This window comes from Sphingopyxis sp. BE259 (assembly GCF_031457495.1).
Classification (GTDB): Bacteria; Pseudomonadota; Alphaproteobacteria; order Sphingomonadales; family Sphingomonadaceae; genus Sphingopyxis.
The window spans coordinates 3,442,692-3,468,367 of record NZ_JAVDWM010000001.1; the positions used below are offsets into that span (position 1 = coordinate 3,442,692).

The 25,676-nt window shown below is 61.4% G+C and carries 22 protein-coding genes; 9 read left to right on the top strand and 13 right to left on the bottom strand.

Going from position 1 to position 25,676, the window contains the following annotated elements:
* Nucleotide 1: 1 nt before the first annotated feature.
* From J2X44_RS16485 to J2X44_RS16500, 4 genes are all read left to right on the top strand, one after another.
* Nucleotides 2–1,699 carry an ATP-binding protein gene (locus tag J2X44_RS16485; protein WP_310086475.1) on the top strand — a complete coding sequence of 566 codons (1,698 nt, stop codon included), beginning with the start codon at nt 2–4 and terminating at the stop codon, nt 1,697–1,699.
* On the top strand, nt 1,696–3,021 hold the full coding sequence (locus tag J2X44_RS16490) for a response regulator (protein ID WP_310086479.1): 1,326 nt from the start codon (nt 1,696–1,698) through the stop codon (nt 3,019–3,021). Before J2X44_RS16485 ends, J2X44_RS16490 begins: the two co-directional genes overlap by 4 nt.
* 276 nt (nt 3,022–3,297) lie before the next feature.
* Nucleotides 3,298–4,416, top strand: coding sequence for an anhydro-N-acetylmuramic acid kinase (locus J2X44_RS16495; protein WP_310086480.1), 1,119 nt, complete (start codon nt 3,298–3,300; stop codon nt 4,414–4,416).
* Nucleotides 4,413–5,294, top strand: coding sequence for a BadF/BadG/BcrA/BcrD ATPase family protein (locus tag J2X44_RS16500; RefSeq protein ID WP_310086483.1), 882 nt, complete (start codon nt 4,413–4,415; stop codon nt 5,292–5,294). The genes J2X44_RS16495 and J2X44_RS16500 overlap by 4 nt, the downstream gene beginning before the upstream one ends.
* Here the strand turns inward: J2X44_RS16500 and J2X44_RS16505 are convergent.
* The 3 genes from J2X44_RS16505 to J2X44_RS16515 are packed head-to-tail and all read right to left on the bottom strand — an operon-like array spanning nt 5,266 to nt 8,497.
* A complete protein-coding gene (locus J2X44_RS16505) occupies nt 5,266–6,330 on the bottom strand; it encodes a beta-N-acetylglucosaminidase domain-containing protein (RefSeq protein ID WP_310086486.1) in 1,065 nt (354 codons plus the stop codon). The two genes, J2X44_RS16500 and J2X44_RS16505, sit on opposite strands and share 29 nt — an antisense overlap.
* Nucleotides 6,327–7,463, bottom strand: a complete 1,137-nt coding sequence (gene nagA, locus J2X44_RS16510; protein WP_310086489.1) for an N-acetylglucosamine-6-phosphate deacetylase — start codon at nt 7,461–7,463, stop codon at nt 6,327–6,329. The genes J2X44_RS16505 and nagA overlap by 4 nt, the downstream gene beginning before the upstream one ends.
* The gene (locus tag J2X44_RS16515; protein WP_310086491.1) at nt 7,460–8,497 is read right to left on the bottom strand and encodes an SIS domain-containing protein; all 1,038 of its coding nucleotides are present in this window, start codon (nt 8,495–8,497) and stop codon (nt 7,460–7,462) included. Before J2X44_RS16515 ends, nagA begins: the two co-directional genes overlap by 4 nt.
* A gap of 65 nt (nt 8,498–8,562) precedes the next feature.
* Between J2X44_RS16515 and J2X44_RS16520 the strand changes: the two genes are divergently transcribed.
* Nucleotides 8,563–9,933 (top strand): FAD-linked oxidase C-terminal domain-containing protein, encoded by a 1,371-nt coding sequence (locus tag J2X44_RS16520; protein WP_310086493.1) that lies wholly within the window; start codon nt 8,563–8,565, stop codon nt 9,931–9,933.
* Here J2X44_RS16520 and J2X44_RS16525 read toward each other — a convergent pair.
* The 5 genes from J2X44_RS16525 to J2X44_RS16545 form a co-directional block, all read right to left on the bottom strand.
* On the bottom strand, nt 9,930–11,015 hold the full coding sequence (locus J2X44_RS16525) for an acyltransferase family protein (RefSeq protein WP_405053380.1): 1,086 nt from the start codon (nt 11,013–11,015) through the stop codon (nt 9,930–9,932). The genes J2X44_RS16520 and J2X44_RS16525 overlap by 4 nt on opposite strands.
* Nucleotides 11,012–11,755, bottom strand: coding sequence for a GntR family transcriptional regulator (locus tag J2X44_RS16530; RefSeq protein WP_310086497.1), 744 nt, complete (start codon nt 11,753–11,755; stop codon nt 11,012–11,014). Before J2X44_RS16530 ends, J2X44_RS16525 begins: the two co-directional genes overlap by 4 nt.
* Nucleotides 11,752–12,648, bottom strand: a complete 897-nt coding sequence (locus J2X44_RS16535) for an N-acetylmuramic acid 6-phosphate etherase (RefSeq protein WP_310086499.1) — start codon at nt 12,646–12,648, stop codon at nt 11,752–11,754. The genes J2X44_RS16530 and J2X44_RS16535 overlap by 4 nt, the downstream gene beginning before the upstream one ends.
* Nucleotides 12,641–14,203 (bottom strand): sodium:solute symporter, encoded by a 1,563-nt coding sequence (locus J2X44_RS16540; RefSeq protein ID WP_310086501.1) that lies wholly within the window; start codon nt 14,201–14,203, stop codon nt 12,641–12,643. The genes J2X44_RS16535 and J2X44_RS16540 overlap by 8 nt, the downstream gene beginning before the upstream one ends.
* 121 nt (nt 14,204–14,324) lie before the next feature.
* Complete coding sequence (locus J2X44_RS16545) at nt 14,325–17,051, bottom strand: TonB-dependent receptor plug domain-containing protein (protein WP_310086503.1); 2,727 nt, start codon at nt 17,049–17,051, stop codon at nt 14,325–14,327.
* Between the two features lie 319 nt (nt 17,052–17,370).
* Between J2X44_RS16545 and J2X44_RS16550 the strand changes: the two genes are divergently transcribed.
* The 4 genes from J2X44_RS16550 to J2X44_RS16565 all read left to right on the top strand — a co-directional run bounded on the left by J2X44_RS16550 (nt 17,371) and on the right by J2X44_RS16565 (nt 23,852).
* Nucleotides 17,371–18,021, top strand: coding sequence for an ATP-dependent Clp protease proteolytic subunit (locus tag J2X44_RS16550; protein WP_310086505.1), 651 nt, complete (start codon nt 17,371–17,373; stop codon nt 18,019–18,021).
* 256 nt (nt 18,022–18,277) lie between these two features.
* Nucleotides 18,278–19,549 carry an ATP-dependent Clp protease ATP-binding subunit ClpX gene (clpX, locus tag J2X44_RS16555; RefSeq protein ID WP_310086508.1) on the top strand — a complete coding sequence of 424 codons (1,272 nt, stop codon included), beginning with the start codon at nt 18,278–18,280 and terminating at the stop codon, nt 19,547–19,549.
* Nucleotides 19,549–20,145 carry a hypothetical protein gene (locus J2X44_RS16560; protein WP_310086510.1) on the top strand — a complete coding sequence of 199 codons (597 nt, stop codon included), beginning with the start codon at nt 19,549–19,551 and terminating at the stop codon, nt 20,143–20,145. The genes clpX and J2X44_RS16560 overlap by 1 nt, the downstream gene beginning before the upstream one ends.
* A 281-nt stretch (nt 20,146–20,426) precedes the next feature.
* Nucleotides 20,427–23,852: a TonB-dependent receptor gene (locus J2X44_RS16565; protein WP_310086513.1), complete on the top strand. Its 3,426-nt coding sequence runs from the start codon at nt 20,427–20,429 to the stop codon at nt 23,850–23,852.
* 102 nt (nt 23,853–23,954) lie between these two features.
* Here J2X44_RS16565 and J2X44_RS16570 read toward each other — a convergent pair whose 3' ends face one another.
* The 5 genes from J2X44_RS16570 to J2X44_RS16590 form a co-directional block, all read right to left on the bottom strand.
* Nucleotides 23,955–24,365: a SufE family protein gene (locus tag J2X44_RS16570; protein WP_310086516.1), complete on the bottom strand. Its 411-nt coding sequence runs from the start codon at nt 24,363–24,365 to the stop codon at nt 23,955–23,957.
* Between the two features lie 140 nt (nt 24,366–24,505).
* Entirely contained in the window at nt 24,506–24,760 is a 255-nt protein-coding gene (locus J2X44_RS16575) for a hypothetical protein (protein ID WP_405053381.1), read from the bottom strand.
* 28 nt (nt 24,761–24,788) lie between these two features.
* On the bottom strand, nt 24,789–25,055 hold the full coding sequence (locus J2X44_RS16580; RefSeq protein WP_310086519.1) for a hypothetical protein: 267 nt from the start codon (nt 25,053–25,055) through the stop codon (nt 24,789–24,791).
* Nucleotides 25,056–25,088: 33 nt separating this feature from the next.
* The gene (locus tag J2X44_RS16585) at nt 25,089–25,337 is read right to left on the bottom strand and encodes a hypothetical protein (protein ID WP_310086521.1); all 249 of its coding nucleotides are present in this window, start codon (nt 25,335–25,337) and stop codon (nt 25,089–25,091) included.
* An 11-nt stretch (nt 25,338–25,348) separates the two neighbouring features.
* A complete protein-coding gene (locus J2X44_RS16590; protein WP_405053382.1) occupies nt 25,349–25,672 on the bottom strand; it encodes a hypothetical protein in 324 nt (107 codons plus the stop codon).
* Nucleotides 25,673–25,676: the final 4 nt, after the last annotated feature.

A 25,676-nucleotide genomic window follows, 5' to 3' on the forward strand; every position in this document is an offset into this window, starting at 1 on the left:
GATGGCTGGCTGGGCAGACATCATGGTTCGGGATCGCCGCCGCCTGATTGTGCCAGCGGTGGTGGCCATCCTTCTGTTGGCCGGACTAATTCTCTCCGTCGACCGGGTGATGTACGCGCGCGCCCTCATCCAGGAAAAAGAGGTCGCGCGCGACGATGCCGCAATTCTCGCCGACGGTCTCAGAAGCGAACTCGACAAGGTGAGCCTGCTGCCGATCACGCTGGCAGGCGACCTGCAAGTGCGCCAGCTGCTCGAGGGCGATGCCAGCCAGACCGGGCAGCTTGATATCCGGCTGGAGAACCTCGCCCGCCAATCGGGTGCCGCGGCCATCTATGTCATGGACAAGGACGGCCTCACCCTTGCGGCGAGTAACTGGAGACAGCCTGCCACTTTTGTGGGGTCGAACTACGCCTTCCGCCGCTATTTCCGGCAGGCCCTGAACGCAGGAACCTCGACCGAGTTTGCGCTTGGCACAGTCAGTCGCAGGCCGGGGTTGTATATCGCGCACAGGGCCGGTTCGGCGGCCAGCCCGCAAGGCGTGGTAGCCGTCAAGATCGAGTTCGACGCGCTCGAAGCAAGCTGGCGCAAGACAACCGACGGCGTCTACGTCACCGATGCGACCGGCGTTGTGCTGTTGGCAACCGACGCAGCGTGGCGGTTCCGGCTGACCGGAGAAGGCGTCGCCCGCGCGCGCGACGCGGTGCAGGACGAGCAACGCTTCGGCTTGGCCAGACTGGAGCCGCTGGCGATCATGCGGGCTCGCGGCGGAGGAGAGCCGGCGATCGTCGAAGCGCCGCTGTTCGACACCTCGCAGCCGATCTCGCCCGATGGATGGATGCTGTACCTGCTGGTCGATCCGGGACCGCGCGCAGCAGCGGCGATCGCTAGCGGCAGGTTGGCCGTGGCGCTTGCACTGGCCAGCACGATCGCGATCGCGTTCGCCCTGTTCTTTGTGCGCCGGCGACGACAGGCTTTGCAGGAGGAGATGGTCGCCCAGCGCACGCGCACCCTGCGCGACCAACTGTCTCAGGCAAACCGCCTTGCAACGCTGGGTCAGATCTCGGCGGGCGTGGGCCACGAGATCGGGCAACCCGTTGCGGCCATGCGGGTGTTTGCCGAGAACGGCGAAAAGCTCATTGCGCGCGGACGCGCACAAGACGCGTCGGCAAACTTTCGCGAGATTGTGGGGCTGGCGGACCGGCTCGGCCTGATTACGGGGGAGCTGCGGCGCTTCAGTCGCCGCCAGCCTGGCCCCCGGCGTCTGGTTAGGATCGGCGAGATCGTAGATGGGGCAAGTCTTCTGCTCCGCGATCGCATCGTGTCGATGGGCGTGGCGCTGCAGATGCCCTCGGCGGATGATCTCGATATAGCAGTCGCCGCTGAGCACGTGCGTCTGGAACAGGTGCTGGTCAATCTGCTCCAAAACGCACTGGACGCCGTCGGCGAGGCTGGCGCGGTTGCGATCGAGGTTGTCCGCAACGAAAACGATATCCGCGTGCGCGTATGCGATAGCGGACCCGGTATCGGCGCCGACGTGGTCGCCCAACTATTTCAGCCCTTTGCCACCACGAAGCCGGACGGGCTCGGGCTCGGTTTGGTCATTTCGCGCGACATCATGCGCGATCTGGGCGGCGATCTCGTTTTCGAACCCGACGACAGGCGGACGCGTTTCACCATGATCATTCCCCGAACAAAATGATCGAAGACAGCATATCGGTTATCTTCGTCGAGGATGACGAAAGTCTGCGGGCGGGTACGGTCCAGGCATTGCAGATGGAAGGATTTGCCGTGGCGGCGTTTCCGGCCGCGACGGCCGCCTTGCGCGAGGTCAATGCCGACTTTGATGGCGTGGTGGTCAGCGACGTTCGCCTGCCCGTTCTGGACGGGATCGAGTTCTTTGCCCGGATTCGCCAAATCGACCCGGATATCCCGGTGATCTTCACCACCGCACACGGCGACGTGTCGATGGCCGTCAATTCCATGAAGGACGGCGCGGCCGACTTCTTCACCAAACCCTATTCGATCGAGCGGCTCGCCCGGTCGGTGCGCCAGGCCGCCGACCGGCGCAGGCTGTTGCTGGAAAATCGCCGATTGCGTTCGCAACTCGAAGGCAGCACACGCGCGGGCTGGATGGGGTCGTCGGCTGTCGCGCGCCGGACGGAACGGATGCTGCAGGACGTGGCGCAGACCGATGCCGACCTGCTGATCAGCGGTGCGCCGGGCATCGGCAAGAGCCATGTCGCACGCTTGGTACATGATCTCAGCCCCCGCCGGAATCGTCCGTTTGTCATCCTCGATCCGGGCGTGTTCGCTAACGAGGAAGCCAATGTTCTGGTCTATGGCCGCGATCCGTCGGTCGCGCTGTCGAGATCGGGAATGATCGAGCGGGCAGCTGGCGGGACGCTGGTCATCGAGGCAGTAGAGAGTATCACCGCACGCGACCGGCCGCGTCTCGTCAACCTTGTGGATCACCGGAATTTCATCGCCCTTGGCGCCGAGCGCCCCAAGAATGTCGACATCCGGATAATCGGGACCACCACGACACTTCGTCCGGAAGGCGAAGATCTTGCGAGCCGCGACCGCGGTTTGGAAGACCGGCTCAGCGGCATAACCGTCACATTGCCCCGCCTCGTCGAGAGGCGTGACGACATACCGGAACTGTTCCACATGTTCGTGGCAGAATTCGAACGCAGTCTCGAGCGAACAGCAGCAGATCTCACCGAGATCGAGTGGCACCATCTCGTCAGCCACGACTGGCCCGGCAATCTGCGCGAATTGCGAACATTTGCGCAGAATTTCGTGCTGGGACTTACGCGCCTGGCCCAACCCGCAGTGCAGGGGGCGATGGGCGCAAGTCTGCATTCTCTGGTAGCAAACTTCGAACGAACGCTTCTCGAAGATGCGATGAAACGTGCGGGCGGAAGCGTTACCGAAGTTCAGCGAAATCTGAAGATTCCTCGCAAAACCTTGTACGACAAACTGGCCAAACACGGGCTTCAGGCCCGCAAGTTTCGCGCGTGAACGATCGACCGGCCGGCGACGAGCGAGGCCGTCGTCGACAGCGCAACCAAGGCATCACTGGTTCGCGAACATAAATGGGCGAAATGCTCGGCAACCTATGTCTGCCGTCGCGGTGATGCGGCACGAAAACAAGGAAGAAATTGGCGGGTGCGAGCCGGCGGCGCGCAGCGCGAACATGCCGGCGCGTTGCACGATCAGGGTCAGACATTGGCCTAGACCAATGCTTTCAGCTATTGTATACCAATTAAATACCAATATTGGACGGGCGTGTGTGCAATGCGATTTGTTGTGGGACTTATGTCGGGAACCTCGCGCGACGGGGTTGACGCTGCGCTGATCAAAACCGACGGGCTCAATGCGGTCGAAGCGGTGGCGTTTCACTTTGAATCCTACCCCGATGATCTGAAAGCCGTCATTGCAGATGCCTGCGACCTGGCCATGGCCCATCCGCAACCTGTGCCCAGCCAGACCATCGACGATTGCGAAAATTTGCTGGATCAGCGCCATTTTTCTGCCGTGGCAACTTTGCTTGGAACGGCCGATGTACCAGTCAATGAGGTCGCAGTGATCGGGCTTCACGGCCATACGATCGCGCATCGCGCCGATCTGGGCTGGACCTGGCAAATCGGCAAGCCGGAGTTTTTGGCGAACCGGCTGAACATCCCGGTAATGTCGAACATGCGCCATTTCGATGTCATGTTCGGCGGTCAGGGCGCGCCTCTTATTCCCGTATTTCACCGCGCGCTGTTTTCAGATGCTTCGCAGCCCGTGGCGGTGCTGAATCTTGGCGGCGTCGCAAACCTCACCTTCATCGGCACCGACGGCGCGCTGGTTGCATTTGATTGCGGAATGGCGAACGCGTTGATCGATGACTGGATGGGTCAAAAGACAAACTATCCGTTCGACGCGGGTGGTGAATTCGCAGCCAATGGCACGGTCGACCAAGGTGTGTTGCAGGCCATGTTGGATCATCCGTTCTTTTCTGCCCCGGCGCCCAAATCGCTGGACCGTAAAGACTTCAACCTGAACCCGGTAGCAGACCTGTCGGCGCCCGACGGCGCTGCCACCTTGACCGCATTTTCTGCCAAAGCCGTCGCCTTGGGCTTCCAGCAATTTCCTGTCCGACCACAGCGCTTGATTGTCTGTGGCGGAGGACGCAAGAATGACACGATGCTCAAGATGATCGAGAAATATTCCGGAATTCCAACGGTGCTTACCGACGATCTGGGCTGGGACGGCGACGCGATCGAAGCGCAGGGATTTGCCTATCTGGCGTATCGCTGTCTCCACGGCCTGCCGATAACATATCCCGGCACCACCGGCGTTGCCGAACCCATGTCGGGAGGCGTTTTGACGAGGCCAAACTGGATCGCTGCGGAAATGATGCCAGCATGACCTTGTTTCTGGGAATCGATGCTGGGGGCACCTCGAGCAAAGCAAGGCTGACCGACGAGCACGGCAAGATTCTGGGTTCGGGTCATGCAGGACCGGCCAACACCCGCATCGGGCTGGATGCTCTCCACGCCACATTGCTCGACGTATCGATGCAGGCCATCCAGGCTGCCGGGTTGAGCAGCGAAGATGCAGGCAAAATCCGCTGCGGGATGGGCATCGCCGGGATTACACGCATGGGCATGAAGCCGAAGATTCAGGCGCTGACCTTTCCTTTTGCCAACGTCCAATTCACCAGCGACGCCATGATTGCCAATTTTGGCGCCCATATGGGCGGTGATGGCGCGATTTTGATTATCGGCACCGGCAGCGTCGGGCTGGTCAAGCGGGGCGAAGACAGCTTCAGCATCGGCGGCTACGGCTTTCCGATATCCGACGAAGGCAGCGGCGCGGCGCTTGGCCTGAGCGCCATCCGCCATGCCTTGCGGGCGCTCGACGGACGGACCAGGCCATCGCCGTTAAGCCAGGCGGTCACCAAGCAGTTCGACCATGCGATTCCACGCGTAATCGCCTGGATGGATGACGCCGCGCCAGGCGATTACGCCAGCTTTGCGCCACTGGTCATGGACTATGCGGATCTTGGCGATGAAATCGCCCTGTCGATCGTCCGCGACGCGGCACTGCACGTCGAGCGATTTATCGAAACCATCCTGTCGCGTGGAGCGCCGCGATGCGTGCTGATGGGCGGGCTGGCCGAGCGAATGAAGCCGTGGCTGCGCGTACGGATCGTCGCGCAATTGCAGGACGCCTTGGGCGATGCACTCGACGGCGCCCTGATCCTGGCAGGTCGCCCTATTGGGTCCGGAGCATCTCGCCGGTGATGACATAACCGCCCGTCAACCAGTCGACAATTTCGCGGGCGGCGGGGTGGTCGATGTCGCCATATTTCCGGCAGAAATCCATAACCTCATCGGCGATCGCCAACCGGCCACGATCCTCCAGCGCGTTGAGGTCGCGCTGAAGCATGAGCGCGAGTTCGGCGCCGCAGATGCGGGTTGCCGCGTCCAGAAATTCGGATGCGTAGCGGTAAGCGTCGCCCTTGGCATAGCATGACGGCAAGGTCAGCGCCGGGATGCAGCTCAGGATCGGCTGCGAGGCCGGATTGATCGCATGATGCGCCAGATAGGGCCCCATGGCTGCTGGACGACCTGTGAATGACCGCAAATGCAGATGGTTCGACATCCGTGGCCCGTCGTTGACCGGATAATTGTCCCAGAGGGACGGTTTGCGGCCGAGGCGTTCGGCGACGCTGGCCAAGTGGCCGATGCTGAATTCGCGCGCGCATATTTCCTCGCCGGTCCAATAGACCGAAATCGCCGGGTCCAGCAGCTTGCCTAGCTTTTCCAGATAGGATTCGGGTCGCTGACCGAACACGCGATCGAGCAGCGGGTCGTCCGAATAATAGCTCGGACACATGAAAAAGCGCGATGCTTTGCTGGACCCTATGGCGCAATCGACGATTTCGGCCTGTCGCTCTGCCAAGTCGGAAAAATCGCCGCGCATGTCATCGAACAGAATAACCAGATCGTTGACACCGATCGTATCGAGATGGGCGATCTTGGCTTTCAATGCTTGCCGCGTGTTGCGGTCAAAATCGAGATGCGCGCCATATGGCGTCAGCCCGATACCCGATCGCATGTCGCGGTCTGCACAATGCCGGGCAAATTGCCGCAGATTTTGCGTCTCTGCGTCATCATGCAATTGGCACCAGTCACGGCGCAATTTGCCGTCGATCTTGGGTGCGTAATGGAAGAAGGCATAGCCAGCCGGTGCCAGCCGGTCGATCACGTCGCGACGCTCGTCCCAGCTCCAGGCCCGGCCGAAATAGCCCTCGATAATGCCGAGTTCCGGCATCATGCCACTTCGCCAGCGATCCAGACGTTCCGGATGTTCAGCGTGTCGTCCAGATGGACCAGATCGGCCCGATAGCCTTCCGATATCCGGCCATATGCGTTCCCGATACCGATGAACGTCGCCGGCGTCATACTCGCCATTTGCGAAGCCGAACCCAGGTCCGCCCGCATCAACTCGACGCAGTTTCTGAGCGCCCTGGTCATATCGAGATCCGAACCCGCGAGCGTGCCGTCATTCGATCGCAGCATTCCCTCGCTTGCCGTCACGTCGGTGCCCCCGACCGTGAAGTGCGTAACATCGGACCCCACTGTCGGCATGGCGTCGGTGACGAGCATCAGCCCCCTGCTGCCCCTTGCGCGATACGCCGCGCGGAGCGATGCCGGATGGACATGATGTCCGTCGGCAATGATGCCGCAGACCAGATCGCTGTCCATGCTCGCCCCCACAACACCCGGCGCCCGGCTCTCCATCTGCGTCATTGCGTTGAACAAATGCGTGACGCCCGACAGGCCCTCGCCGATCGCCCGCTGCATGTCATCATAGGTCGCCAGTGTATGCCCTGCAGCGACGACGACCCCACCCTTCACCAGCGCGGCGATGGCGCCTTCAGGCGCGAGTTCGGGCGCCAGCGTGACAAGGGTTCTGCCATGTTTCAGCGACGACAAAAGCGCGACGGTTTCGGCATCCAGGGACCTGAATTTCCCGGCGTCGTGAATGCCATGTTTGCCGGGATTGAGAAACGGCCCTTCGATATGAATGCCGACGATCCCCGGAACGCCGGCGCGAATGGCATCATCGACCGCACGAATGGCCTGCGCGACAACCTCAAGATCGTCGCTGATCAAAGTCGGCAGCATCGCAGTCGTACCGAATTTTCGGTGCGCCTCGGCGATCGCGATTATGCCGTCCACAGTTGGCGCGTCGTTGAACAGGACACCGCCGCCGCCATTCACCTGCGTATCGACAAAGCCGGGCAGCAGAATGCCGCCATCCAGCGTCTGTACCGGCATATTGTCCGGCAAGGCCTTTGCGAGCAGCAACGTTTTGATCCGGCCATTGCTCAGGACAAGCGCGTGCTCGTCATGCCATGCGTCGCCCGCAAATATGCGAGCGCCTACCAAAGCCGTCTCGGTCATATTGTCTCGGTTACCTTTTGCAGCAGCGGCGGGCGATCCGGATCATAGCCTCGCTGCACCGATATTGCATTCACCATCGCGTAAAAGCTCTGTACCATCGCGATCGGGGTGGTGACACTATCGCCCTCCTCGGGAAGCCCGAGCGATACAGCCCCGTCAAATTGCCGACCCGCAACCGCTATTCGGGCATCGCGACCAAGAAACTGTTGAACAATGGGCTCCAATCCAGCGGCGGCCTGATCCGCCGGCGGGAATATGAGCAGCGGAAAGCCCGACTTTACGAGCGCCATTGGTCCGTGCACGACCTCGGCCATACTGAACGCTTCGGCGTGAACCCCGCTGGTCTCCTTGAATTTAAGCGCCGCCTCCTGCGCGATGCCGAGCGTCAGGCCACGGCCGAGGACGAACATGCTCTCAGCATCCCGCAGCATCTCGGCCGCGGCACACCAGTCATCGGCCCAGGCCGCGTTCAACAGCTGGGGAAGCATTTTTACGGCTTCCTGTGTTTCACTGGCCCGCGTCCATTCACTGACGAGGTGCGCCAATGCGCAGAGGGTCGCGATATAGCTTTTGGTTGCGGCAACGCTGTTCTCCAGTCCCGCATGCAAGGGCACGACGATTTCGGCCAGGCCGGCCAGCGGCGAGTCCCTATCGTTCACAAACGCGATAACCAGCGCCCCCGCTTTTCGCGCTGCCTCAGCCGATAACAGCAGATCGGGGCTCTTGCCGGATTGCGATATGAGGATGAACGGCTGATTTTTCATATGGAGCAGCGGGGCACCATAAATGGAACTGATCGACGGGGCCTGCGACACGACGGGAATCCGAAGCCGCGTTTCGATCAGATATTTGGCGTAGGTCGCTGCATGATCGGAACTTCCGCGCGCGCATGTGAAAATGATCTGTGGGTCGAGCAGGCGCAGCCTTTGCGCAAGATCGGCAATCAGCGCCGCATTCACGGCATATTGCAGGGCCGCTACGTCACTGGCTTGCGACGCTTCGTGGTACATCAAGGTCCGGCTCGGGTCTTTCATATAATACCTATATAATACCAATTTACGTGCGGGCGCAAGGGTGCTATCCGGTTCAGGGAGACTATATGGACGGCCTTGTAAACTCACTTGCCGACCGGTTCGGTTCGCGCCTTATCACGGCGCCCTCGGCGCGAGCGCAATATGCCCAGAGCGAAGGTCATCACGCCCATCAGACGCCTTCACTGGTCGTTCAGCCCGCAACGGTCGAAGAGGTTCAGCTGCTGGTGAAAAGAGCGGCAGAGGACCATTGGTCAATCGTCGCCTATGGTGCAGGAACGTCGCTGGAGGGCAATGCGGCGATAACCCATGCCGACAGTGTTTGCGTCGATTTCAGCCGAATGAACCGCATCCTGGAGGTCAGTGCAGCCGATCTTTTGTGTGTCGTCGAGCCCGGTGTGACCCGCGAACAGCTGAACGACGATGTCCGGGCCACCGGCCTGTTTTTTCCCGTCGATCCGGGCGCCAATGCGTCGTTCGGCGGCATGATCTCGACCCGTGCATCGGGGACGACCACCGTCCGCTACGGCAGCATGCGCGAGAATATCCTGGGGCTGAAGGTGGTGACAGCCGATGGCAGCCTGGTTTCGACGGGAACGCGCGCGCGCAAGTCTGCCTCGGGATATGACCTCACCCATCTGTTCACCGGTTCCGAGGGGACGCTCGGTCTGATTGTCGAGGCCAGCTTGCGGTTGCATGGCCAACCGGAAAAAATCCTCGCCGCAACATGGGACTTTGGGAGTGTCAAGGGGGCCGTCGATACGGTCATCGCGACCATCCAGTCGGGCGTGCCGATTGCCCGGATGGAGTTGCTCGACGAGGCCGCAATCCGGGCCTGCAACCGGCAAAGCGCTTTGGGGCTCCCGGAAAAACCGATGCTGTTTCTGGAATTTCACGGTTCGGAGGCCGGGGTGGCCGATCAGTTGTCGCTCGTTCGGCTTTTGGGCGAAGCGAATGGCGGCGGCCAGCTTCGATTTGCAACCGCGACCGAAGATCGGAATGTCTTATGGAAGGCGCGCCATCAGGCGCTGTGGGCTGCCAAAAATATGGTGCCCGGTGCCGTCGCGTGGATTACCGATGTCTGCGTGCCGATCAGCCAGCTGAGCGATGCTATCATCGGCGCCAAAAACGCGATCGACGCATCAGGGCTCTTTGCACCGATCCTTGGTCATGTCGGCGACGGCAATTTCCACATTTTCTTCATCTTGCGGACCGACGATACCGCCAGCTGGGACAAGGCGCGCATCATCAATGAGGCCATCATCGATCACGCGCTGTCGGTAGGCGGCACCTGTACGGGTGAGCATGGCATCGGGCTGGGTAAACGGCAGGCGATGCAGCGCGAGCACGGCGCCGACAGCGTTGCGACGATGCGGCGGATCAAGGATGCGCTGGACCCGACAGGCCTGTTCAACCCCGGCAAGATATTTCTGGATTAAACCTTGAGCACCCATCCGCGCCGCCTGAGCCACGGAAGAATGGCGCAGGAAATAGCCGCCGCAAGGATGGCGTAGAGAAGGGATGTCACCGGCGCCGACAATCCGGCGCGCGCAAGCCCTTGGTATGTCGCCTGCCATATCGTCGCGCCGCCGGGCAGTTCGCGGACGATGATCGCGATCAGCAAGGTGTGGACGACATAGAGCGTCAGTGCGGCCTGGCCGAGAGTTGCGGTCCATAGCGCAATCTTGTTCCCGCCGATGTTGGACCATATCGATTTAAGACATGCCCAGAACAGAATCCCGATGCCGCAAGTGACCAGCGAAAAACTGGCGGTCCCAAGATTCTTGTTCAGCGGCAATACCGGCGTCAGTGCTATTCCTGCGGCCAGCAGAACCAAACCCGCCAGCGCGAGGCGCGCGTCGGAAACCGCATGGTGCTTGATCCATCGCATGACCGCGACGCCGATCAAACCATTGGCCGCCGCAGTCAACGTGGACAACACACCTTCGGGATCCCAGCTTTGTCTTAACACCCGGCCCGGGATAAGGTTTTGGTCGAGCCACCCGCTGATCCCCTTGCCGGGTTCCATGCCGGGCGGCCCTCCCGCCGGTGTTCCGACCGTCAGCAGCATCCACGAGTGAAACAAGAGCAGCAGCCCGGCGATCAGCAGGGGCAGCACCGCGTCGCGCCTGATGGCGATGACCGCAGCGCAGATCAGATAGACAATTGCGATACGTTGCAGCACGCCCGTCCACCGGATCAGTTCAGGATCAAGTGTCGGCCTGATGAGCCAGCTCAATAGGACGCCGATCAGGAAGAGAAGAAATGCGCGCCGCCCAATCGCCGTCCAGCTAACCGCATGGCCGGGCTTGTCGAGCGCCAGCGGCGCCGACAGCCCGACGATCAACAGAAATATCGGAAATACCAAGTCGGCAAATGTCAGACCGTTCCATTCGGCGTGCCGGAGCATCGCAAATGCGGCCGCGCCATCCCCTTGTATGTTCACCAAGATCATCAACAACACGTCGACGCCCCGAAAGCTGTCGAGCGATGGGTCGCGATCGGTGGCAAAGGTCCTCACAAGACCACAAATGGCCCGCGCAGTTCGCTCACAAATTCATACCGTTCGCCGCGATAAGCCGAACGGGTGAGTTCTACCGGCCGTCCGTCAGCCCGGCGGGTAAGCCGTTCGATCCGCAGGATTTCGCTATTCTCCGGGATGGACAACAGGCTGGCTTCGGTTGAACCCGCCAGCGCCGCGCGGATTTTCTGCTGGCCGGTCACCGGCCGGTTGCCGCGCTGGTCGAGCGCCTGGTAAAGCGAACTGCCCAAATGCGTAATGTCGGGCAACATGTCCGCCGGAACAACCGCATTCTCGATGGCCAACGGCTCGCCGTTCGCCATCCGAACGCGGCTCAGTCGCGCCACTTCGACACCGTTCGGCAACTCCAGAATTCGCGTTTCCTCTTCGGTCGGCGAGCCGACCACTTTCATGATCCAGATCGTGTCCGTCGCTTCGCCGCGGGCTTCGGCGTCTTCGCTGAAACTGCTGAGAAACGAGCCTGGAGCCTGAATGCGCGGCGTCACATAGGTTCCCGACCCCTGACGCCTCGACAACAAACCTTCTTCGATCAGCAGTTCGGTCGCCTTGCGCACGGTAACCCGCGATGCGCCCATGATCTTGCAAAGATCACGTTCGGAGGGAAGCGCCTCGCCTGCGCTGATCGCGCCATCCTCGATCTGCTGCCGCAAGCGATGGGCGAGCTTGATATAGATCGGCGAATTGCTGTGCTCGCTGCTATGGGCCGGAACAAATTTCACGGTGCGTTTCCGTTGATGGTCTCGACCGCATCGCGCAATATGCCGCCATGTTCGCGCAGCAATGCTGCCGCTTCGGCTGGGTCTTTCCCGAGGGCGATCAGCACGGCCGTCTTGATGTCATTTCCGGCAAGATGCACGGCCTCGATCGCCACAGCCTCGCTGCAATCGCTCAAAGCCCTGACGATCCCAAATGCCCGGTTGAGCAGCTTGTCATTGGAAATGACCATATCCACCATCAGCCCGCGATACACGCGGCCAAGCCGCAGCATGATCGCAGTGGAGAGAAGATTGAGGATGGCCTTTTGCGCGGTTCCTGCCTTCATCCGCGTCGATCCGGCGATGGCTTCACTGCCCGTTGCGGCCAATAAACCATGGTCTGCCGCGTGAAGCAGTTCGGTTCCGGCGTTATTGGCGATGGCAATCGTCAGCGCGCCGGCTTCCTTCGCTGCGCTCAACGCCGCAATGGTAAACGGCGTGCGACCGCTGGCCGCAACACCAATGACGACATCGTCCGCGTTCACGCCGGATTTGCTGATCCTTGACATGGCATCGTCCGCGTCGTCTTCCGCGCCCTCGGCACTGTGGACCAGCGCGTCGATGCCGCCTGCCATCAAATAGGCCAAGCGCCCGGCTGGCCATCCGAAGGTCGGCCCCAGCTCGACGCCGTCCTGAACCGCAACCCGTCCCGACGTTCCGGCGCCGACATAGACAAGCCGACCGCTCTTGCGCAGCCGCGCCGCGGCAGCCTCTGCGGCGGCGGCAATATGCTGGGTCTGGCTCTTTAACGAAGCGATGGCAGACATCTGGCCCTCGAGCATAGCTTCAACGGCTTCTATGGTCGGCCAGCTGTCGATGTCGGCAAATCGCGGATTGAGGCTTTCGGTATTAGGCATTTGCAATACTCGGCGTAACGGATTTCGATTGAGAGCCCATCAGGCACACGACCGTTGCGACGGCCGTCCCCACGCACAGCTGCCACGGAAATGCGATCGTTTTCATTGCGGCGGGCAGGCCCAGCATATCGACGACATATCCCTGAAAGGCGACGATGGTAAGGAAGCCTGCGATCAGCGCCGCGATAACGGAAGCCGACGATCCGCGCTTTGTGAACAGAGCCGTGAAATAGACCCCGAGCAATCCCGAATAAGCAAAAGCCATGACCCCCAGCACGAATTCCAACAGCGGCAGACTGCTGTAACGTTGCCAATAGTAGCACAGGATCGACATCGCGAAGAGCGCCAGCCCCAGTAACACGGTGGTCACGCGCCCCGCCAGAATGAAGTGCTTTTCACTGGCCGCGCCGCGCCGTTCTTTCCACGGCCGGTAGAAGTCGTTGATCAGCACGGCCGCCATCGAGATCAAGCCCGAATTTATCGCCGCCGCCGCAATGACGCCCACCGTCACGAGGCCCCGGAGCCCCGGCGGGATCTCGCTGAGTATGAAATGCATGAAGACCGTGATCTTCTCGCCCTGAAATGTCTGCACCACCGCTTTCCCATCGGAGCCCATCAGGTCGGGTCGTTCGTAAAATATGTGCAGCAGCGAGCCGATTACCAGAAACAACAGGATGACCGGAATGGACGCCCACACCGACGCATAAAGCGCGCGGCTGCCATGTTTGGCGTTGTCGCACGCGAGCAGGCGCTGCGTGGTGTCCTGGTCGAGGCCAGAATTGCCGATATTCAGCAGCACGAGCCCGGTCACAGCGGCAAGTATCGAGAAAGGTGCCGTCAAGTTGAATGACCAGTCGATGATCTGCGTTTTGTCTCCCGATGGCGACAGGGTCAGACTGTCCAGTATTTCCGGTAGCGGGACCGGTATTTTCACCAGCAGAAAGACCAGCACCATGATGGCCGCTCCGACATAGAGGACCACCTGCACCAGATCGCTCCAGATCACCGAATTCAGTCCGCCCATGAAGGTGAAGGCGAGGCCGAATATGAGCAGCGTGAATGACGCGATCACGATATGCTGTGGCTCAACATCGAGAAACATGATCATCGAGACAGCGATGGCCGCCAGATAAAGCCTGGCTCCGCTCGCGAAAATGCGTCCCACCAGATACATGGCCCCCGCCGCCCTGCGGGCCGTCACATCGAAACGCTGTTCGAGCAGTTCATAAACGGTTGTGGCGCCGATCGCATAAAATTTGGGAATGAGCACCTTGGCAACGAACCAGGCGGCCAGCAAAGCGCCGATCGTGCTGGTGAGATAGGTGTAGTTGCCCCGAAAACTATTGTCAGGCACGCCAAGAAACGTGGCGGCCGACTGGACGGTCGACAATACCGACACCGCCACCAGCCACGTCGGCGCGTGATGGCTGGCAAGGAAATAATCGTCCGCATTTTGCATGTTGCGCTGGGTGGAAAAATAACCGGCGGCCGCAAGTATGCCGACGTAACCCGCCAATATGCCCCAATCCAGCGCCGTGAACTGCAGTGGCGTCATTCGCCAAATCTCCCCATTCTCGGCAGCCTAAATGCCAGCAAGGCGAATGTCATGATGAATGAAGGTTTCGGCGGCGGACCGGCGGAGGAGCGAAGCGATCATTCGCTCCTCCGCCGACAGCTTATCTGCGGATGGTCAGCGAAAAGCCGAAAGTCCTGCCAAGCACGTCATAGGTATCGGGGAAGGTATTGAATGCACCCGGATTGACCGCAATCGGCGGCTTCTTGGCAAAAATATTGTCGATACCGAATGTGAGCGAAAGACCTTCGACGGGCGGACGAAGCGCGATGTTCAGATCGAAATAATCGAACGCAGCGATCCTGCCCACGCTGCCCGCCGTGCTGTCTTTGACCGATCCGATCCGCTTCCAGCCGAATTGCACGGTCAACGGCTCGCTGTCCCAGGTGAAGGTGGCCCGGTGACGGTAATCGGGCACCACCAGCGTGACGAGATCGGACGAGCATGGCGCACCATAGCGGGCCTTGCAATCGACCGGCGTGAGCACCGCGTTACGCTGGATCGTATAGTCGGTGACGAAGCTGCCCTGATAGCCAAGGCTCCATTTGTCGCCCGGCAAGCCGAACGGGACGTCGAAATCGTATTTGAAATCGACATCGACACCTTCCTGCTTGATCGAGGCAAGATTTCGGTCGTCGACGAAAGCGTCCTTGATGAAGCCGGTCACCGGATCGCGCGTGACCGCGGCGCATAACGGGTTGTCGGCGCGGGGATCTGTAACATAACAACTGGTGATCGCATCGATCGGCTGGATCTGGCCTACCGCATCACGGATATTGATCTTGTACCAATCGACCGACAGGCTGAGGCCGGGGATGAAACGCGGCGTGAATATACCCCCGACGGTATAGGTTTTGCCGCGCTCCGCCGCGATATTCGCATTGCCGCCAAAGAAATATCCGCCGGTAAGATTGGCCGGATTGTTCGCGTCATAGGCCGCACGATATCCTTGCGCCGTGCATTGGGTCACCGTCGCGGCATTCGTCGCGCCGACGCATGGATCACCCGCATAACGCGGGAACAACCGGGGGACCGTCCGCAGATTTGCGAAGGGAATCGAAAATACCGGGTTCGCAAATTCACCGATATTGGCATCGCGGATGACCGTTTGGCGGGTTGCCCGCAAACGCAGATCATCGCTTACCGTCCAGTTGATGCCCAGCTTGTTGGTGTCATAGCTGCGATCAGGACCGACTGATTTTGCATACCAGGATTTCCGATAGGCACCTTCGACGTTCAACTGCTGGATCAGCGGAACGTTGGACAGCAACGGGACGACCAACTCGCCGAACAGTTCGTTGACCTTGACGAACGGCGGGATCGGCGGAGCGGATTCAGCGCCCTGGTTGAACGATGTCCCCAGATCGGTGCCATAGGCGAAGCGCCCGGTTTCCTTGCGGAATTCATAGCCGACCGTAAAGCCGACCGGCCCCGCCCAACCGCTGAAAAAATCGCTCGTATCGCCCGCGATATAGGCCGACGCGACTTGCTGGGTGCGCGTGCGATCGCCGAAATCGAAATCCCGCAGCACACTGGTGAAATCGCCGCCCGGGCCGAAAATATCGGTGGTGTTCACCAGGCCGGCGAAGCTCGCCTTCAGACCGTCCCCTTTGACCGTGATGGATTCCTTGGATCTGCCATATTGATAATAGGCATCCCAGCTGATGGCAGGCGTGATCTCGCCGCGCAAACCGATCTGGGCCTGAATATTGTCCCGCTCGTTCTCGGCAAAGGTCGGTCCCAGCTCGCCAAGCGAGCGGCGGACATTGACGTTGGCAAAGCCGTTCACGAACGTCAGTTGCGCCCGCGCTTGCGGATCGAGGAAGGGATTGGTCTCGGATATCTGGACATTGACGCCTGCGGTGCCGGTTGTCGGTGGATTCTGCCCCGACCGCGTGCCGCCTTGCGTTTCCACCTTGGAATACATGATCCGGCCGTAGGTTTCGACACCGTCAAACAGCTCATATTTGAAAAACGCATCGGCGTTGAAACGGCGGAGCGGCTGCGCAAGCAGAAACAGCGGCGTATAGTCCGTGGATTGCGGTGTCAGCGTGAAGACGCCATTCGCGTCATAAGAAAATGTACGCCCGCTCGCGACATCGGTAAAATTGCCGCCGATCGGCAACGTGGCTGCGCCGTTTCGCGCAAAGCGGCGGTTGCCGGCTAGCAGCGGGTCGCGATCGGTATATTCGACATAACCGACGATGCTGCCCCGATCCCCCAGCTTCATGCCGCCCATCAAATGGCCGCTCTTCTGCGATCCGCCACCGGCGACGGCGCGGTAGTTGATGTTTGCTTGCAGCCCTTCGAAATCGTCGTTGATGATGAAATTGACCACGCCGGCGACCGCATCGGCGCCGTACACCGCGGCGGCACCGCCGGTCAGGACATCGACGCGCTTCAGAAGCGGTGCCGGGATGGAATTGACGTCGACGGCGTTGCGAAAGCTGAACGGCAATGCCCGTGTCCCGTTGATCAGAACCAGCGTTCGGTTTTGCCCGAGATTGCGCAAATCCAGGGTCTGCGCACCAAAGGCGTCGCTGCCGACCGATGTCGAATTTACACCGCCGGCAAGTTGCGGAATCTTGACCGAAATGTCTTCGATGGTGACCGCGCGCTGCAGCTGGATCTGTTCACCCTCCAGCGTACTGATCGGGCTGGTGGAAGAGAGACCCACGCTTTTGATCCGGGATCCGGTAACGATGATCGCATCGCCATCCTCTGCCACGACTGGCGCATCCTGGGCCGACGCACGAGCGGATGTGGTGGCCGCAACCAGCGCAAGAACCGCGCAGCCACCATAGAGTATCTTCGAACGTGTCCCTCTCATGCCCAAACCCCTTCCCATTACGGCTCTCGATCGCGTTGGCCGCCTGTAATGCAGTTGCAGGAAACCTGCAATACCATTTTAATACCAATATCAGTCCATACCCACTTTTCGGCGTCGGCAACAGGGGCCGAAACGTCGACATCTTGTTGCGCATAGCCTCCTCGCGGATCGCGGCGTTTGCCGGGATGACGAGCACGGATGCGGGTCTTGGCGTTTCCCCTCTTGAATCCGTTTCGCCGCGCGCCGATGTAGGGCGATGGAGGGGCCAGCCCGCCAGATTCTCTGGCGCGGCATCCCGAAACATAAGGACGCATTCCCAATGATCGACCCGCTCGCTGCCCTGGTTCCAGTCGTCGTCGAACAGACGAGCCGCGGCGAACGCAGCTTTGACATTTTCTCCCGCCTGCTGCGCGAACGGATCATCTTTGTCACCGGCGAGGTCGAGGACAATATGGCGTCGCTGATCACCGCACAGCTGCTGTTCCTCGAATCAGAAAATCCGAAGAAAGACATCTATATGTACATCAACTCGCCGGGCGGCGTCGTCACGGCGGGCATGGCGATCCACGACACGATGCAATATATCCGCCCGCGCGTCGGCACCGTATGCATCGGTCAGGCCGCATCGATGGGCAGCTTTCTGCTCGCCGCGGGCGAACCGGGGATGCGCGTTGCGCTGACCAATGCGCGCGTCATGGTCCATCAGCCGTCGGGCGGCGCGCGCGGCATGGCGTCGGACATTGAAATTCAGGCCAAGGAAATTTTGCGCATTCGCAAGCGGATGAACGACCTGTATGTGAAATATACCGGCAAGTCGTTGAAAGACATTGAAAAGGCGATGGACCGCGACACGTTCCTCGAGGCCGATGAAGCCAAGGCGTTCGGGCTGGTCGACCATGTCTATGACCGCCGCCCCGGCGCGCTGGAAGGCGACGCGGCCAAGGATCTTAGCGAAGGTCCGACGCCCTGAGTTGTTGAGGTTGCGGCACCGGCCCGCTCCCCCACCGCTCTTAGACGCCACGCATCGTCTTCGAGCGGTGGGGGAGCGGCCGGTGCCGCGCGGTAGCCAAGAAGAAGGTTTAACCGCGTTTGTTGACGCCCGCTTGGCGGCTTGCTGCTAGGCGGGACATTGCCGCGATGTCACCCAATTGCCATATTGTAATTGGGTGACCGCGGACTAGGATAAGGACGGCACCGCCATTTCGGCGCCTGCCAGAGGAAGTTTTATGACGAAATTGAGCGGCTCGGACAGCAAGAGCACCCTATATTGCTCCTTCTGCGGCAAGTCGCAGCACGAAGTCCGCAAACTGATTGCCGGACCGACCGTGTTCATCTGCGACGAATGTGTCGAGCTGTGCAACGACATCATCCGCGAAGAGATCAAGGGTGGGGTCGCGGCGCGCAAGGATGGCGCGGTGCCGACGCCGCTGGAAATCTGTCAGCATCTCGACGCCTATGTCATCGGCCAGAACACCGCCAAGCGCGTGCTGTCGGTCGCGGTACACAATCATTACAAGCGCCTCGCGAACAGTGGCCGCGGCGACGATGTCGAACTGGCGAAATCGAACATTCTGCTCGTCGGCCCGACCGGCAGCGGCAAGACGCTGCTCGCGCAGACGCTCGCCCGCTTCCTCGACGTGCCCTTCACCATGGCCGACGCGACGACGCTGACCGAAGCGGGTTATGTCGGCGAGGATGTCGAGAATATCATCCTGAAATTGCTCCAGTCGTCCGACTACAACGTCGAAAAGGCGCAGCGCGGCATCGTCTATATCGATGAGATCGACAAGATCAGCCGCAAGGCCGAAAATCCGTCGATCACCCGCGACGTGTCGGGCGAAGGTGTGCAGCAGGCGCTGCTCAAGCTGATGGAAGGCACCACCGCGTCGGTGCCGCCGCAGGGCGGGCGCAAGCATCCGCAGCAGGAATTCCTGCAGGTCGACACGACGAACATCCTGTTCATCGCGGGCGGTGCGTTCAGCGGCCTTGAAAAAATCATCGGCGACCGCCTGCAGGGCAAGTCGATCGGTTTCGGTGCGCATGTCGCCGGGCCTGACGAGCGCCGCATGGGCGAAGTGCTGAAGAATATCGAGCCCGAAGATCTGCTGAAATTTGGCCTGATCCCTGAATTCGTCGGCCGCCTGCCGGTGATCGCGACGCTCGAGGATCTCGACATCGACGCGCTTGTAAAGATCCTGGGTGAGCCCAAGAATGCGCTGGTGAAGCAATATCGCAAGCTGTTCGATCTGGAAGAGGTCGTGCTGACCTTTACCGACGATGCGCTGGTTGCGGTCGCCAAGAAAGCGATCGAACGCAAGACCGGCGCGCGCGGGCTGCGCTCGATCGTCGAGGCGATCCTGCTCGACACCATGTTCGACCTGCCCGACCTGACCGACGTCGTTGAAATCGTCGTCGACAAGGATGTCGTCGAGGGCCGCAAGGACCCGGTGCGCGTCTATGCCGACAAGGCGAAAGAAGCGGCGGGCGACGCCGCCTGATGCGCCGGGCGCTGCCGCTCGCCTTTGCTGCCGGTATCGCCCTGTTCATTGCCGCGCCGGTCCACGCCGAACCGGTGACGACCCTGGTGGCTGATGTCGTCGATTCGGCCGATGTCCAGCGCGACGGCGAACGCTTTCGCCACGTCGGATCGAGCTATGTCTTTCCCAGCAGCCTCGGCGACATGCCGGCGCGCAAGGTGACCGTGTTCGGGCCCGGCGACGTGTCGGTCCAATATACCGTGGACGGCGGCGCCGCGGGCGATGCCTGGGTCGATCTCTATGCCTATCCGGCAAACGGCGAGAGTATCGCACAGACCGCCGCCGACGTTGTGGCGGCGATCACCAACACCTTTGCCGCCACCCCGGCGTTGATGCCCGCGGGCATGGCCGTGCGCGCCGACGGCCTGCACAGCGGCTGGTTCGACGGGCGGCTGGGCGAACGTAGCCTGAAAACCGGATATTATGTGGTCAAGCGCGGCGAATGGCTGATCAAGATTCGCGCCACCATGCCCTCGCCGCCGACGCCCGAGACGCTCGCGCGCACCGCCGCCGCGATCGGCGCGGTCCAGCTTGGCGCCCTGCCCGCGGCGCGCTGAATCGCGACAGGAAAACAGCGACTCGACCGACTGCGCCCATGAAAATTGTTGCATTGCAGCAACAGTAGCCGGGAAAAGCGCAGCCGCGCCTGTGGATAAATCCCGGGATCTTACGCAAATTCGCGATTTTTTGACCTTTCGCGCCAGCTTTCGCCCCGCGCCGCTTGCACTGTCACAATAGCTGTCACAATCGTGCCACATGCGGGCTTCAGGGGCGCTCGCAAGACTTGCGCGCCCCGTTTCGCGCGCCTGCCGAACGACACCACACCAAGGGGACATCCATGAAACTTCGTTATTCGATCGCCGCCAGTCTGATGGCGATCAGCGTCGCGACCGTCGTCGCGGCACCCGCCCAGGCGCAGCAGATCACCACCGGCATCGAAGGCCAGGTCAATGACGACAACGGCGCGCCGATCGGCGGCGCGACGGTCGTCATTACCGACACCCGCACCGGCGCCGAGCGCACGATCACGACCGGCGCCGACGGCCGCTTCAACGCGACCGGACTGACCACCGGCGGTCCCTACAGCGTGTCGGCCAACGCCGGCGCCTATGAAGGCCAGTCGCTCGCCGATGTCTACACGACGCTGCAGGGCAACACCTCGTTGACCTTCTCGCTGTCGTCGGGCGGCGGCGAAATCGTCGTCACCGGCAGCCGCGTTCGCGTCACCCAGCTTGCGGTCGGCCCAGGCACCAGCTTTACCAGCGAAGTCCTGGCCAATGCCCCCAGCTTCAACCGCGACGTGCGCGACATCATCCGCATCGACCCGCGCGTCAGCCTCGACCGTGACGATGGCGGTTCGGGCGTCGATCGCATCTCGTGCCTTGGCGGCAACGACCGCGGCAACGCCTTCACCGTCGACGGCATCAGCCAGGGCGACGTTTACGGCCTGAACGACACCGGCTTTTCGTCGCGCAGCTCGACCCCGCTGCCCTATGACGGGATCCGCGAAACGCAGGTCCAGTTCGCCCCGTTCGACGTCGATTATGGCCAGTTCACCGGCTGCGCGATCAACGTCGTCACCAAGTCGGGCACCAACGATTATCGTTTCGGCGGTTTCTTCGAATATTCGGACGCCGACCTGCGCGGTGACAGCGTCAAGGGACGCCCGGTCGCTCCGATCGAACCGGAAAAGCGTTGGGGCGTGTGGGCCGGCGGCCCGATCATCAAGGATCGCCTGTTCATCTTTGGTGCCTATGAGCATCAGGAAGCCGGCCAGTCGCAGGACGACGGCCCGACCGGCGCTGGCTTTGCCAATCCGCAGACCGGTATCAGCGTCGATCAGTTCAACGCCATCTCCGATGTGCTGAGCAGCGTCTATGGCGTCGAAACCGGACCGCTGGTCACCAATCGTCCGTTCAAGAACGATCGCTATTTTGGCCGTCTCGACTGGCAGATCAACGACGATCATCGCTTTGAAGCCACCTATCAGCGCCTCGAAGAATCGGTGATCCGCGCCGACGATCTGTTCACCGGCAACTCGCCGCAGGCCGTCGGCCTCAACACCTTTTACCTCAGCGGCACCAAGTCGAACTATTATTCGGGTCGTCTGTATTCGCAGTGGAGCGATATCTTCTCGACCGAGCTCCGCTATTCGCGCTCGGAAGTGCAGGATCTGCAGGATCCGGTAGGCGGCGGCGAAGCCCAGTCGGGCGATCCGATCCCGCGCATCATTGTCGGCATCGACAATGCGACCGGTATCGACGGCGCGGTCCTGGCAGGCCCGGGCACGTCACGTTCGGCGAACGACCTGAAGACCGAAATCGATCAATATCGTGCGGTCGGCAAGCTCGATTTCGGCAATCACACGCTGAAGATCGGCGCTGAGCTTAACCGCGCCAACCTGTTCAACCTGTTCGTTCAGAACGCGACCGGCACCCTGGTGTTCCGCAACCTCGCCGACCTGCAGGCCGGCCTGCTGTCGCCGGGCACCGGCAACAACCAGACCAGCACGACCCCGGCCAATGTCATCAGCGGTGCAACCGAAGGCGCGTTCGGCAATGTCACCGCCACCGGCGATATCAACAGCGCTGCAGCCCAGTTCACGCGTAACCTCTATTCGGTGTTCGCGCAGGACGAATGGCAGGTTACCGACGCGCTGAGCGCGGTCGCCGGCGTGCGCGTCGATTGGTATTCGGGCGGCCAGCCCGACTATAACCCGGTGTTCCAGCGTCGTTACGGGATCACCAACACGACGGGGTTCAGCAATCTTGCCCCGATCGTGATGCCCCGCCTCGCGCTGACCTATGACATGAACGATTTTGCGGTGTTCAGCCGCGCGCAGCTGCGCGCCGGGGTCGGCATCTTCTCCGGCGGCGATCCGGTTGTGTGGTTCGGCAACGCCTTCCAGAACGACGGCAGCGCCTTTGCGCTGGGTTCGACCCAGGCGGCGGGCTGCCCGACCGGCCAGATCGACGTTGTCGTGAACGGCCAGTTCACCGGCGTTCCCACCTGCTTCCAGCAGGCGGCGTCGGCGACCGCATCGGCCAGCCAAGGCTTTACCCAGTCGATCGATCCGAACATCAAGATCCCGTCGGTGCTGCGCGCCAACATCGGGTTCTCGTCGGAGCTGAATTTTGCTCCGAGCGGCTTCTTCAGCGGCTGGAACCTCAACCTCGACTATATCTACAGCAAATACCGCGACGCCTACACGATCGTCGACCTGACGCAGGTTCCCGACATTCGCCGCGGTCTCGCTGGCTTTGCGATCGACGGTCGCCCGCTCTACACGACGATCGACCCGCTCAACGCAGGCTGTAGCGCGCAGTTGACGGGCATCACGCCGACCCCGATCTACACCGGCGTGACCGCACCCTGCTTTACCACGGCGCGCGAAGACGAACTGATGCTGACCAACGGCGGCAGCTTCCGCAGCCATTCGGCATCGTTCCTGCTGTCGAAGAATTTCGACGGCGGCATCATCACCGAAGGTGGCTCGGCTTACTTCAGCTTCGGCTATTCCTATTCGGACTCGCAGGACCGCCGGAACATGTACAATTCGACCGCCGGGTCGAACTACGATCTGACGTCGGCATTCGACCGCCAGAATCCGGCGGCATCGCGTGGCTTCTACAACAGCAAGCACAATTTCTCGGTGTCGTCGTCGTTCGAAGAAACCTTCTTCGAAGATCTGGGCACGCGCCTGGGGATCACTTTCGTCGCGCGTTCGGGCCGTCCGTACAGCCTGACCTTCAGCGGCGGTTCGGTGTTCAACGACAATGCGTCGGGGACCGAAAACGCGCTGCTCTATATCCCGACCGGCGCCAACGATCCCAACGTCTCGCCGTCGTCGACCGCCGGGGTTGCCCAGACGGTCGCCGATTTCGCGAGCAGCCTGGGTTGCGCCAAGAAATATCTGGGTCAGACGATCGAGCGCAACACGTGCTCGAACGACTGGTATTTCGACGTCGATCTGTCGCTGTCGCAGGAACTGCCGGGACCGGGCCACCTGTTCGGCCGCAAGGACAAGATCAAGCTGTATGCGACGATGGATAACTTCCTGAACTTCCTGGATCAGGACTGGAACGTCCAGCGCCGCCGTGACTTTGCCGGTCGTCAGGACATTGCCACCGTCAGCGGTGTCGATGCCCAGGGCCGCTACATCTTCACCAACGCCAATGGCCTGGCGAGCTTTGATACCGACAACGGCATCAACGTGTCGTCGTCGGTGTGGCGCCTGAAGGTCGGTGTGTCTTACGAATTCTGATCACCGGTCAGACCGTCAAGAAAAAGGGCGCGGGAGGCAACTCCCGCGCCCTTTTTCGTGTGCGTCGAACCATGCTGCGCGGCGAACGCGGCGCGCGGCGGCTCAGCCCACAGCGAGGCGGCGGGCGGTATCCTGGACCAGCGCGATCATGTTGGGGACGCCCTGGGTGCGGTTCGACGACAGTTGGCGGGTGAGGTCAAAGGGGGCGAGCGCCGCGGCGACATCCATGTCCGCGACGTCCGCGGCGGACTTGTCCTGCACTGCGGCAAGGACGAGCGCGACGATACCCTTGGTGATCGCGGCGTTGCTGTCGGCGAGGAAATGCAGGCGACCGCCGGGCTGGGGCACCGGATAGACCCAGACACTGGCACTGCACCCGCGAACCAGTGTCGCATCGGTCTTCAGCGCGTCGGGCATTGGCTCAAGCTCGCGGCCCAGCTCGATCAGCAGGCGGTAGCGATCGTCGCCGTCGAGAAAGTCATATTCGTCGTGGATGTCGGTCAGGCTGCGCATGGCGGCGGCACTGGCAGATTTGGCGGGGCGTGGAAAGTGCCTTGCCGTCGCCCCAGCGAAAGCTGGGGCGGCAGTCGACCTGTTCCTTCCTCGCCGCGCAAACCGCTGGCGGCCCCAGCTTTCGCTGGGGCGACGAAATCTTACAAATCCACTCCCGCGGCAATCGCTTCCAGCTTGCGCAGCCGTTCTTTCAGGTCGGCAATTTCGATGCGCGATCCGGCGTGCGGGACCGCGGCGTCGTGGCCGATGCTGTGTCCCGCGGCGAGTTCTTCGCGCTTGAGCTGGATCCAGTCGCGCCAGCCGCGCAACGCCGCCAAGCTCATGATCGTCAGCGCGGTGAGCGCGACGGCGCTGACCATCAGGTTGGAGGCAAGATCGGACGTGATGGTGGCCATCGTTCGGCTCCTTTCTTCGTCGGGGTCGTCAGGAGTGCGACCGGTCGCGCAGCTTCTCGATTTCCTCATCGAGTGTTACGGCGCGGTTGTGGTCGGTGGCGATGCGTTCGAGCACCTGGATGCGATCTTTGAGTGCGCGGATTTCGGCGAGCAGCGCCTTGGTCTCACCGGTGTCGGCCGGGGGGGCGAAAAATTCATTGCCCTTGTTGTCGCGGCGCACGCCATATTTGGCGCGGACGACGCTGCCGATGGTGACGATCAGGACAATGCCGATTACCATTTCAAACGGGTTCATGGGGGGATCCTTCCGTATTATTTTATAGTTGCTTCAGTTCAGCGGGGCGTCGCGCAGCTTTTCGATTTCGTCGGCGACGTCGATTCCCTTGTCGGTAACGATCCGCTCAAGAACGCGCACTCGCTGCTCCAGTCGTTCGGTCGCCGCCGCATATTGCGCGGCCTTTTCGGCGGTCATTTCGGACTGCTTCTCGATCATCTTTTGCTGGTGCTTCGACCAGAAGATGAAACCGGCGAGCAGGAAGGGAGCGAGGGGGATCAGTATCCAGATGGCGTCGCCCATGACGGGTCTCCTCAGTTCGCCGGGCGCCGCAGCGCCTCGATCTCGTGGCTCAGCCGGCTGCCTTCGTCGGTGACGATGCGTTCGACCACCGCAAGGCGGTCCTTCACCGAACCCAGTTCGGCGCGCAGCTGGGCGTTTTCCTGGCTGAGCAGCTTGACGCGCTCCATCGCCTCGTCACTGGTCTTGGGATAGACCGCCTGACCCCAGGCACCGTCGAGCGGGTAGCCGTTCTTGACGCGGAGCCAAGTGGTAAAGACCCAGCCAGCGACCGTCAGCACGCCGATGATGGCGGCGGCGGGGGCAATGGCGTTTAGTAATTCAGCGTTCATCGTCATTCCC